This is a genomic window from Mucilaginibacter sp. KACC 22773 (assembly GCF_028736215.1).
Classification (GTDB): Bacteria; Bacteroidota; Bacteroidia; order Sphingobacteriales; family Sphingobacteriaceae; genus Mucilaginibacter.
Map to the genome: position 1 here is coordinate 7,366,881 of NZ_CP117883.1, position 11,969 is coordinate 7,378,849.

Below are 11,969 nucleotides of genomic sequence, written 5' to 3' on the forward strand. Positions count from 1 at the left end.
GTGGCTGTAAAACAGGCCGATAATTGTAAATTAGATGGCATGTTTTAACCTAAAACTTTTATGAGTAACACCAGCGATTTCCTTGCCAAAATCCCATTTTTTTACGAGCCTGAATTTAAGGCGGAGTTGATGGAGCATGCCAAAGTGGTAAGCTTTAATAAGGGCGATGTTATTGTGCGCGACGGGCAGTATGTAAAGTTTTTGCCTATTGTTATTAAAGGCGCAATCAGGGTATTTCAGCAAAAGGAGGATAGGGAATTTCTACTTTATTATGTGAAGGCCGAAGAAACCTGTACCATGTCGCTTGCCGCAGCCTATTTTAATAACAAAAGCACATCGCACGGAGTAGTTACCGAACCAACGGAGGTGCTCATATTCCCGGCCGGTTTGATAGATCAGTGGCAGCTTAAATATCCGTCATGGAACAGGTACGTGATGAATATTTTCAGGAAGCGGTATGATGAATTGATCAGCAATTTTGAGGTGACCGTGTTTGAGCATATTGATGTGCGGGTGATGGAATACTTAAAAAACCGGGCGCGAAATGAAGGCAGCAATTCGGTTCATTTTTCGCACCGGCAACTGGCTGATGAACTGGGTACAACCAGGGTGGTAATATCGCGGATATTAAAGGAGTTTGAACGGCAGCAAAAAATAAAACTGTACCGTGGCCGAATAGATATGCTTTAAAAATAAATTTTTGCCTGTGTATCTTTTGATACCGTTTTGAGGGGCCGGGCGCTTGTAGTTTTGGTTTATAATAAATAATCACTCTTTAAAACAATCAAAATTATGAAAACGCTACACTGTGCCGATGCCGGCTTTACCTGCGATGCTGTTGTAACCGCAAACACGGAAGAAGAAGTATTAACCATTGCTGCCGAGCATGCCCGCACTGTTCACGGTACCGAGGTTACACCCGAAATGGCCGAGCAGATAAAAACACTCATCAAAGAGGCTTAACAGGGTACACTATTGTTGATACATACCCTGTTAGGGCAGACAACCCGTTCGGGGTATTATTTTTTTTGCGCCGGGCGCTTAAAAATCAAGCAATTATCGATATTGCATGTAAATAAAACCCCTGGGCAAATGAAAAACTCTCCTGCGGCAACAGAAACTGCGAAAATCGGCGGCAGCCGGCTAATTTCGGTTGATGCCTACCGTGGCTTTGTGATGTTGCTGATGATGGGCGAGGCGCTATCATTTAAGGAAGTTTATAGCAAGCTGCCCGGAAGTACGTTTTGGAGTGTTCTGGCCTTTAACCAGGATCACGTTGCCTGGGCCGGTTGTTCGCTGCATGATATGATCCAGCCGTCGTTTTCATTTTTGGTTGGCCTTGCTTTGCCTTTTTCAATAGCCGGCCGCATGGCTAAAGGCGATAAGTTCTCCGAATTGTTAAAGCATGCTTTGCTGCGCTCGGTTATACTTATTGCCCTGGGCATTTTTTTGCGTTCCATGTGGTCTAAACAAACGTATTTTACTTTCGAAGATACCCTGACCCAGATAGGCCTGGGATACACCTTCCTTTTTTTACTGGGATTTTGCAGGCAGCGGATACAAATTATTGCGCTCGTTGTAATTCTTGTAGGGTATTGGGCGGCTTTTGCAGCATACCCTTTGCCGGGCGGTGGTTTTGATTACGCGGCGGCAGGTGTACCCCCAAACTGGGAACATAATTTTACAGGCTTTGCCGCCCACTGGAACAAAAACACCAACCTAGCCTGGGCCTTTGATCGCTGGTTTTTAAACCTGTTCCCTCGCGAGTCCGTCTTTACTCACAATAATGGGGGCTATGCCACCCTAAGCTTTATACCAACCCTTGGCACCATGATTATTGGCTTGCTGGCCGGCAACCAACTGCGTAAAGGAACCGCTCCGTTTGTTTTGGTGCGCCGCTTTGTGTTAACCGGGATTGGTTTTATAGCCATTGCGACCTTATTACATTTTACAGGTATCGCGCCCATTGTAAAGCGCATCTGGACACCCGGCTGGGTATTGTTTAGCGGCGGATGCTGCTTTTTATTGCTATCCTTTTTTTACGGTGTTATTGATGCGGCGGGGCATAAAAAATGGCCGCTGTTGCTGGTAATGATAGGCACAAACTCCATAGCAGCCTACGTGCTGGCCGATGGTTTTGGCTCCTTTATCCGCGAGAGTTTATACATCCACCTGGGCCGTAACTATGATATGATTTTTGGCGATGCTTACAGTACACTCATTAAAGGCGCGCTTGTGCTGGCAATACAATGGCTTATCCTGTTTTGGATGTATCGTAAAAAAATATTCATTAAAATTTAAGGCAGGATTTCGGTAGGTGCCCGTGTTAATAAAACTCCTGCATGCACTGTGCGTAAGTAGCCCCAATGGGAATGCTGTGCTCATTGATATTAATTTGGGCCCTGTCAAACCGGCTGATTTTATCGCGGGCAACTATAAAAGCCCGATGCGTGCGGATAAACTTTTTGGCCGGGAGCATCAGCAACATATCGGTAATGGTTATCCGGGTGCTTAATGTGCTATCGCCCTGCAGGTATATTTTGGTATAGTTGCCGGCAGCCTCTATAAACAGGATTTCATTCAGCTTAACTTTAATTTGCTCATAACCGTCTTTTATAAATACAGACGTCACCTCGTCGGTGCTGCCGGGCTTGTTGCGTAACACATACAGCTCATGGGCTTTATTGCAGGCCTTTAAAAAGCGCGGCAGCGAAAAAGGTTTTAGCAGGTAATCAATGGCATCCAGTTCAAAGCTTTTTACGGCATGTTCAGAGTACGCTGTTGTGAAAATAACCATCGGCGGGTTGGCAATGCTGCTTAAAAAATCAATTCCGCTGATGTCGGGCATTTTAATATCAAGGAATATTAAATCTGTTTTATTTTTTTGCAGGTAGGTCAGCGCGTCAAATGCGTTGGTAAACGTTTCTGCCAACTCAATAAACGGCACTTTGGCTGCATGCGATTTTACTACGTCGAGCGCTATGGGTTCATCATCAATGGCAATGGCTATCATCCTTTAAAATTAATTATTATATGGAAGCTAAAAGCAGAATGCACAAAGCACAAAGCTAACATATTGATTTTCTGTTTGATAAAAGGATTAAATCATTATATGGAAGCTAAAAGCAGAATGCACAAAGCCTAAAGCTAACATATTGATTTTCTGTTTGATAAAAGGATTAAAGTAAGATTAATTAGTAAATTCTATATAATATCCAGCTGCACCGTTAGGTGTATAAAAAACTCTTTGGCGTTTTCGCGGATAACCAAATCGTGCCGGTTGGGGTAAAGTAATGCCAACCTTTGTTTTACGTTATCAAGCCCAATGCCGCTTTGCCCTTTTTCGGGGTCGTTATCATGGCGAATGTGGATGCTGTTGTGCACGTCAAAGTAAAGCGTGTTGCCATCGGTTTGCAGGGTAACCTTTATATGCGATGGGTTTTGCAGGCTTATGCCATGTTTAAAGGCATTCTCTACAAAAGGGATCAGCAGCATCGGTGTTATCATGAGCGCGCCCTGGTAATCTTCAATCTGGGTTTCAATAATGATAGATGATGAAGCGGATGTACGCAGCTTTTGCAACAGGATATAATTTTTAAGATAATCAATATCCCGCGATAGCAGGATCCTGTCGCGCACGTTTTCTTCCAGCATAAAACGCATCATATCGCCCAGTTTTTGAATGCCCTCGCCGGTGCGCTCGGCATTTTCCTGCAGGGCGGTGCCATACAGCGTATTTAGCGCGTTGAATAAAAAGTGCGGGTTAATTTGCGATTTTAAAAAGTTAAGGTTAGCATCCGATTGGCCCAACTCGGTTTTAAGGGTTTTAATTTCTTCGTCTTTTTTAGCGTTGCGCCTTTTGTAGGTAGTGCGGGCCAGCGGCATTACAATAAACAATTGCGTTAAAAAGTTGAGAAAAACCAACCATGCGATGTTTTCTGCGTCGCCAATATCAATAACCAGCACAAATATGGCGGCAGGCCTGCTTAATCCGCTTCCGCCTTTAAAGGATAAGCAGATGAGATACACCGCAAGAGACGATAGTGCCGCAAGCAGGAACATCCGGAAGAAATAATAAATGATATTCTTGTTTTTTAATTTCTCGTTTGGCAATAGCACATGTACGGCGTATAGGTATAAAACCATTGCTGCGGCTACATCATACAAAATATAAAAATGCAGCATAACCGGGGTGGATACATAAAGCAACCCAATGGTAATTAGTATCCACGATGCAGTAAGCAAAGAAGCTTCATAATACAGAGCGCTTTCGCCGTTTTGGCGGTTACGGTTAAAGTAAATGAACAGAATTTTTAGCGCCAGCAATGCCGCGAAATAGATGCTGATAATGCCCACTAAATAACTGAGTGCGATGAAAATAAATATTAGCAGCGAGCCGTTTAATGCCGTACCGCCATCACCTTCAAAAGCAGGTGTCAGGTAAAAGCAAAGCAAAAGATAGATGATAAATGTTACCAGATAACTAAACAGAATGGGCATCAGCGTTGCGCTCAATAGTGCGGGGGTAACCGCTTGCTGGCCCGCCTGGATCATGTTATTGGCTGCTATCTGATTATTGCGTACAATATCAAATATCGAAAGTATCAACGCCGCTATAATGCAGCCTGTTACTACCCAAAACTCAATCCGGGTTACGTCGTTTTTAAACTTAAAGGTTATTTGCTTAAACATTGCGTTTGTGATTTAAGGTGTATGTGTTTTCCGGTACAATGGTACAAAAGCTATTTTTGCCGAATTATTAAAATGTGATGAACCATCCAAAAAATGTGACGAACGACGTTGCCTGACCGGCTTTGAAGTTACCGCCCCGTTATATTACTCTCCCCACCGCCTTCCCCGGCTCAATTTAGTGTAACATTTACACTTGTTAAAAATCTCTTAAAGCACTGTTAATCATTAGTTAATATCTGGTATTTGCAAAATGCTTGTATTTTTTTGGATTTATATAAAAATCAGCGCTAAATTGATTTATTTTGTTTGTACAACCAATTATCTGCCCGGCTCCCATTTGCCGATAAGTTAACATCTATTTTATCTCATGCTAACAACATTAGCGTTTTTTTGCACAAAAATATCGTCGGCCAATATTCTTTGGGTCGGCAATCATCTTACATCAAAAAGGGTATAAATTAAATCAAGAACTATGAAAAAAAACTACAGATTCATTTTAAGGCTATTTTACCACGCAAGGCAAGCAGCCATGCTGCTGCTTTTTATGCTGATAGCCTCGGCAAGTGTACAGGCGCAACAAAGCACCACCATACGCGGTACCGTTACCGACGAAACCAATTCCCCTCTGCCGGGTGTTGTGGTAACGGTTAAAAGCACAGGCAAAGCTACCACAACCAACAGTAACGGTGTTTACCAGGTTACGGTTAGCGGTGCTGCTGATGTTTTGAAATTTACATTTTTAGGTTCGGTACCTAAAGAAGTAACCGTAGGCGGCAAAACCGTTGTAAATATTACTTTGGTAACCGATACCAAACAGCTTAAGGATGTTGTGGTTATTGGTTATGGTACAGCAAGCCGTAAGGATGTAACCGGAGCCATTACCTCGGTAAAGGCCGAAGACTTTAACGCAGGTGTTTTAACCACTCCCGCCGAACTTTTACAAGGTAAGGTAGCCGGCTTAAACATTACCAAAAGCGGCGACCCTAACAAACAGCCTGCAACTATTTTAAGGGGACCATCAACCCTGCGCGAGGGTGCTGCACAACAGCCGTTTTATGTGATTGACGGTGTTCCAGGCGCTTCTATCGACCTGCTTGCGCCAGCTGACATTGAAAGCATTGATGTGTTAAAAGATGCATCGTCTACAGCTATTTACGGTTCGCGTGCTGCAAACGGTGTAATTATAGTTACTACCCGCAAGGCCAAAGCCGGGCAAACAAGGCTAACTTACAGCGCTTATGGTGCTGTTGAGAAGGTATCAAAAAACATCGACGTACTTACCGGCGATCAGCTGCGCCAATACCTGGCCGACAACGGTGTAAAAGCATTGGCCCAACCAACTGATGATGACGGCTCCAATACCAATTGGCAAAAGCTTGCCGAAAGAACCGGTTATTCTCAAAACCATAACCTTTCATACGGCGGCGCCGGTACCAATTCGGAGTATGGTGCAAGTGTAAACTATATGAAAAATAATGGTATACTAAGAAATACCAGCCTTGAGCGTACCATTTACAAAGGCTATATCAACCAGCGGTTTTTCAATGATCGTTTAAAATTGGGTATCACCCTTACCAACAGCGTTACCAAAAACAACGATATATTTCAAAGCCAGGTGTTATCGGGTATTTTATTCTACCTGCCAACGGTTAGCCCCTTTAACCCTGATGGTACCTATAAAGAAAACTACTCCCGTACAGGTAGCGGCCCATTAAACCCGTTAAGTTTAATTAACAACAACTTCACCAAAACAGAAAATAACAAAACGCTCATCAATGGTTTTGCTTCTGTCGACATATTAAAAGGTTTAAAGTTTACTATATCTGGGTCAACCCAAAAAGAGCAGAACAACGTAAACACATACTCTACAAGCCAGTCGGGTATCTATGTTAACCAAAACGGCGTTGCTGTACGCAGTGCCTATACTAATACCAGCAATGTTGTTGAAGCTTATTTTAATTATGACCGTGTTTTTGGAAAGCACTCGTTGAAATTATTGGGTGGATACTCTTATCAGCAGGATCGTAACAATGACGGTTTTGGTGTGCAAACACAAAACTTCTCAAACGATGCCTTAACTTACAACTACCTGGCCCTTTCAAACCCTACCCAGCTTTCGCAAATAGTATTTAACCCGGCCTATATTTCAACATTAAGGTTTGTATCGTTTTATGCACGTGCTCAGTATGAGTTTTCAGACAAATACCTATTACAGGCTTCATTGAGGGAAGACGGCTCTTCGGCATTTGGTATTAACCAGCGCCATGGTTATTTCCCGGCTGTTTCTGCAGGATGGAAGATCACTAACGAAGAGTTTATGAAATCCATTCCGGTTATCAGCGACCTGAAATTAAGGGCAGGCTATGGTGTATCAGGTAACAGTTTGGGCTTCGATGCCTTTACCGCAAGGTTAATTTACGGCGTTCCTCCGGGCGGCGGTAAATTTTTAAGCAATGGCAACATTGTTAACCCTATTGGCCCTGTACGTAACGATAACCCCGATTTGAAATGGGAGAGTACCGCAACCACCAACGTTGGTTTGGATTTTGGTTTGTTTAATAACCGTTTAACCGGCTCGGTAGATTACTATATCAAGAAAACGTCCGATCTGATATACACTTACCCGGTGTCAACAACATTGTATTTTTATCCATTTTATACTGCTAACGTAGGTAAAATTAAAAACAGCGGTATCGAGGTTGTTATCAACGCGGTACCTGTAAAAACACGCGATTTTACCTGGCGTACTTCATTCAATGTTTCGCATAATAAAAACGTTGTACAAAGCCTGTCAAACAGCCAGTTTGGCCTTAACTTTATTCAAACAGCACAGTTGGGTGGTAAAGGTCAATCAGGCAACTACAGCCAGATCATTCAGCCAGGCTATGCTATCGGCACGTTTGACCTGTGGCATTACTTAGGTAAAAATGCCAACGGCGTAAGTACCTATCAAAAGGCCGACGGATCAACAACGGCTACCCAACCGCTTACCTCCGATCAGTTTATTAAATACGATGCCCAACCGAAACTGATTTACGGCTGGAGCAACAGTTTCTTCTATAAAAACTTCGACCTTAATTTCCTGGTACGCGGTGTATACGGCAACAAAGTACTGAACGCAACCCTCGCCTCGCTGAACAACCCTGCCGATTCAAAGCTGCAGAATATCCCAACGTTTACCTTAGGCGAATCATTTAAAGATATCAATGCTTACCTCGTATCTGATCGTTTCCTTGAAAGTGGTTCATACCTGCGTTTAGATAACGCTACACTGGGTTACACCATCAAGCCACATATCCAGGCCTTTAAAAGCCTTCGTTTTTATGCATCCGGAAATAACATTTTTATCATCACCAAATACCGTGGTGTTGATCCCGAAATTAATATCGGCGGCCTGACACCGGGTATCGATAATAAGGATTTCTATCCTAAAACACGCACGTTTAGCTTAGGCATAACGGCACAATTCTAAAAAATCAGAAGGAGATAAAAAGATGAAAAAGATAATTATAATATGTGCCGCAATTGCCGTGATCATGAGCACATATTCATGTACAAAATTAGATGTACCTGTTGAATCACAATACGTAAAAACAAATTTCCCGGTTACCGATGCCGATTATACCGCATTGCTGGGCACTATTTATTCAAACCTATCGGCAAGCTACGCGGTGCCTTACTGGCGCATGCAGGACATGTCTACAGATGAGGCCATATTGCCCGCCCGTGATGGCAACTTTGACGACGGCGGCCAGTACAGGCAATTACACTACCACACCTGGACGTTTGACCACCCTAACGTAATAGGTGTTTGGCAATGGGGTTTTGGGGGTATCAACACCTGTAACCGTATCATCAGCGTAATTAACGCTTCATCATCATCGGCCACAAAAAAGGCAGCCTCTATTGCCGAAGTTAAAGCAATGCGCGCCCTGTACCTTTATTTCATGATGGATTTGTACGGCAACGTACCTATCATTACCGATTTTCCGGTAACTGTACAACCCGCCAACCAGCCGCGTGCCAAGGTATACGCGTTTATTGAAAGCGAGCTTAAAGCCGTTTTACCTTTATTGCCCGCTAAAAGCGCCAATGCAGCAACAAACGTATCGCAGTATGGCCGCCCAACAAAAGGTATGGTGTTTGCCTTGCTTGCAAAAATGTACCTCAACTCCGGCGTGTATACCGGTACCACCCGTTACCAGGAAACCGTTACCATGTGCGATAGCGTACAGGCCAACGCCAACTACTTCCTGGATGCCAGATACAGGGACATATTTTTGCCAACCAATGGCCCGGCAATTAATGAAACCATTTTTGCAGTACCTTACGATCAGCAAATACCGGGCAACCAGTTTACCCGTTTCGGTTTCTTTTACTACCTGGCTAATGCATACGGCTTTAACGTGGGTTTAAGTATTGCTATGAGTACTACGCCCGAGTTTTACAACCGTTTTAATATTCCGGGCGACGACCGTACCAAAACATGGCTGGCTGGACCGCAATATTATCCAGATGGGAATGGCGGCTTTACTAATCAGCCGGTTTACTATCCTGTGGGAGCCGCAGGTGTTCCGCCAAACACACAAATAAACATTATTCCTACGTTAACCTTAACCGGGTTAAAGCCAATGGATTTGGGCAACGATGTGCTTACTTCACAATCAGAAGGCGTGCGTTCACTAAAATACTATCCGGATGTTAACATCATCCAGGCAACCCGGTTAAACAGTAATGATGTACCGGTATTCCGTTTGGCCGATGTGTACCTGATGAAAGCAGAAGCTATATTGCGCGGGGCAACACCAACAGCCATAAACGGCGAAGTGCAAATCCCGCTTATATTGGTAAACAAACTTCGTACCCGCGCTCACGCGCAACTGGCCTCATCCATTGATTTGGATGGCTTGCTGGATGAGCGTGCACGTGAACTGTCATGGGAAGCATGGCGCCGTAACGATTTGATCCGTTATGGGTTGTTTGAAAAAGAGTATCCGCTGCCCGTTGCCGGTGGTAAAACAGACGATTTGAAAATGAATACCGATCCTACCCGTAGGTTATATCCAATTCCATCAACCGAATTAAAAACAAATCCTAACCTGGTGCAAAACCCTGGTTATTAATATTTTTTTGACAGATAATAAGCGCAAAGGACACGTCTCTTGCGCTTATTTCGTTTTAATTTGATAGCTAAATAATATAATACCATGAAACTCATTAGCGGCTTACTCATCAGCCTTTTATTCCCACTCACGGTTTTAAAAAACGATACCGATGATATTACCATCAACAAGATCCAGGTAATCGGATCGCACAATAGCTATAAGCGGGCCATCGACCCCAAATTGTTTAAATTTTTGCAGCAGCGCGATTCTGTGGGCATGAGCAAAATTGATTACGAACACGTCGATCTGTCAGATCAGCTTAATTTAGGTTTGGGCGCCCTGGAAATAGATGTTTACGCTGATGCCAAAGGCGGTAAATATGCCCACCCAAAAGGATTGGACTGGGCACCCGGCCAACCCGCTTTTGATACCGATGGCGTAATGAAAGCGCCCGGCTTTAAGGTTTTTCATATACAGGATATCGACTACCGCAGCAATTGTCAAACCTTTAAACTTTGCCTGCAGGAGCTAAAAAAATGGAGCGACGCGCATCCAGGCCATAACCCTGTTTTTATTACTATGAATGCCAAGGACGAGCCGATGAAGAAGCCGGGCTTTACCATCCCCGAAAAATTTACTTCGGCCACATTTAACGCTTTGGATAAAGAGATTTTGGATAACCTGGGCAAACAATACGTAATAACCCCCGACGATGTACGGGGCAAATATAAAACCCTTGAAACAGCAGTATTACATAACAACTGGCCAACGCTAAAAGCAGCTAAAGGGAAGTTTATATTTATCCTTGATGAAAAAGGCAAAAAAAGGGCCGCTTATATAGCCGGCCACCCATCGTTAAAAGGCAGGGTGTTGTTTGCCGATGCTATGCCCGGCACGCCCGAAGCTGCCATCCATATCATGAACAACGCAAAAAAAGACCTTGTTGCAATAAAAGCACTGGTAAAAAAAGGATATATCATCCGTACCCGTGCTGATTCGGACACCGAAGAAGCCCGCAATAATGACAAAAGCTCATTTGCCGCCGCGCAAAAATCGGGAGCTCAAATTATCAGTACCGACTACTACAAAAAAAGCACTCATTTTAAATCAGATTACGTGATCAGTTTTGCTGATGGCACCTACTTTAAAGTTGACCCATTGTTTAAGGCGACGGCGGCCGTTGGTGCAAAGTAACAAGCATATTATAACTAATAACGGAAGCCCTGGATGTGATAGTCCGGGGCTTTCCTGGTTTAATAATTCCAGATTTGAGAAGTTTAATTAATGCTGTTTTTTTTCAACAAATTGTTGATGGCTACACTGTTTAAAATTTTTTTAAGTCTTCCGCTGCTTTATCATCGAAAGCAAAATATTTCTCCGTCTCTGCACAAAATGTTCCTACCTTACGTTATCGTAGTAATTAAAACTAACCATCAAACTTTACACAACATGAAAAAACTACTTACCCTTGTCATCCTGTTCGCGCTTGTTGCTCCCGTATTTGCACAATCAACCGATTCGCGCCGCACTATTGTTGTTACCGGTACAGCTGAAGCCGAAGTTACACCCGATAATATCACCGTGTCTATCGCACTACAGGAATTTATGGATGGCAAAAAACGTGTGCCTATTTATGAGTTGGAGGCTCAGCTTGAAAAAGCGGTTAAAGATGCCGGTATCCCTAAAGAGGATTTCACTATCGATGATGTTTCGGCCTGGAACAATTATTATCAAAAGAAAAGAGCTCCCGATTTTATGGCCGGCAAGCAATATCATATCCTGGTGCACAACCTTGATAAATACAACAAGATATTGGCCGCTATAAACCCCAAAGGCATTTCTGCTACCGAGGTACAAAGCTCCGAATACTCTAAAATAATCGAACTAAAGCGGGAGCTTAAGATTAAGGCCCTTCTTGCTGCCCGCGATAAAGCAACTTATATGCTTGATGCCCTGGGCGAAAAATTAGGCCGCCCCATCACCATTAATGAAGCCGACCCTGCAGTCAGCTATTTCGGTTTATCAGTCCCGCAGTACTCCAACACCATCATGTTTAACAAAGCGGCACCGGCAGAGTCTGACATCAACTATAAAAAGATAAAAGTAAGCTTCCAGGTGCAGGCTGTTTTCGAGATAAAGTGAGACTGAGTAAAAACAGGTCGGTGTCAAGGC

9 protein-coding genes are annotated in these 11,969 nt (G+C 43.5%); 7 read left to right on the forward strand and 2 right to left on the reverse strand.

Annotation, left to right across the window (positions count from 1 at the left end):
• Nucleotides 1–60 precede the first annotated feature (60 nt).
• The 3 genes from PQ469_RS30600 (at nucleotide 61) to PQ469_RS30610 (ending at nucleotide 2,301) form a co-directional block, all read left to right on the forward strand.
• Complete coding sequence (locus PQ469_RS30600; protein ID WP_274211034.1) at nucleotides 61–690, forward strand: Crp/Fnr family transcriptional regulator; 630 nt, start codon at nucleotides 61–63, stop codon at nucleotides 688–690.
• Between the two features lie 102 nt (nucleotides 691–792).
• Entirely contained in the window at nucleotides 793–963 is a 171-nt protein-coding gene (locus tag PQ469_RS30605; protein ID WP_274211035.1) for a DUF1059 domain-containing protein, read from the forward strand.
• A 129-nt stretch (nucleotides 964–1,092) separates the two neighbouring features.
• The gene (locus tag PQ469_RS30610; protein WP_274211036.1) at nucleotides 1,093–2,301 is read left to right on the forward strand and encodes an acyltransferase family protein; all 1,209 of its coding nucleotides are present in this window, start codon (nucleotides 1,093–1,095) and stop codon (nucleotides 2,299–2,301) included.
• Between the two features lie 25 nt (nucleotides 2,302–2,326).
• Here the strand turns inward: PQ469_RS30610 and PQ469_RS30615 are convergent, their stop codons facing one another.
• Together PQ469_RS30615 and PQ469_RS30620 are read right to left on the reverse strand one after the other, a co-directional pair.
• Nucleotides 2,327–3,013: a LytR/AlgR family response regulator transcription factor gene (locus tag PQ469_RS30615; protein ID WP_274211037.1), complete on the reverse strand. Its 687-nt coding sequence runs from the start codon at nucleotides 3,011–3,013 to the stop codon at nucleotides 2,327–2,329.
• 191 nt (nucleotides 3,014–3,204) lie between these two features.
• On the reverse strand, nucleotides 3,205–4,692 hold the full coding sequence (locus tag PQ469_RS30620) for a sensor histidine kinase (RefSeq protein ID WP_274211038.1): 1,488 nt from the start codon (nucleotides 4,690–4,692) through the stop codon (nucleotides 3,205–3,207).
• A gap of 472 nt (nucleotides 4,693–5,164) precedes the next feature.
• On the opposite strand from PQ469_RS30620, the gene PQ469_RS30625 reads away from it, so the two are divergent.
• From PQ469_RS30625 to PQ469_RS30640, 4 genes are all read left to right on the forward strand, one after another.
• Nucleotides 5,165–8,164 (forward strand): SusC/RagA family TonB-linked outer membrane protein, encoded by a 3,000-nt coding sequence (locus PQ469_RS30625; RefSeq protein ID WP_090639066.1) that lies wholly within the window; start codon nucleotides 5,165–5,167, stop codon nucleotides 8,162–8,164.
• A 22-nt stretch (nucleotides 8,165–8,186) separates the two neighbouring features.
• Nucleotides 8,187–9,815, forward strand: coding sequence for a RagB/SusD family nutrient uptake outer membrane protein (locus PQ469_RS30630; RefSeq protein WP_274211039.1), 1,629 nt, complete (start codon nucleotides 8,187–8,189; stop codon nucleotides 9,813–9,815).
• A gap of 84 nt (nucleotides 9,816–9,899) precedes the next feature.
• Nucleotides 9,900–10,991 (forward strand): phosphatidylinositol-specific phospholipase C1-like protein, encoded by a 1,092-nt coding sequence (locus PQ469_RS30635; RefSeq protein ID WP_274211040.1) that lies wholly within the window; start codon nucleotides 9,900–9,902, stop codon nucleotides 10,989–10,991.
• A 255-nt stretch (nucleotides 10,992–11,246) separates the two neighbouring features.
• Nucleotides 11,247–11,939 (forward strand): SIMPL domain-containing protein, encoded by a 693-nt coding sequence (locus tag PQ469_RS30640; protein WP_274211041.1) that lies wholly within the window; start codon nucleotides 11,247–11,249, stop codon nucleotides 11,937–11,939.
• Nucleotides 11,940–11,969 lie beyond the last annotated feature (30 nt).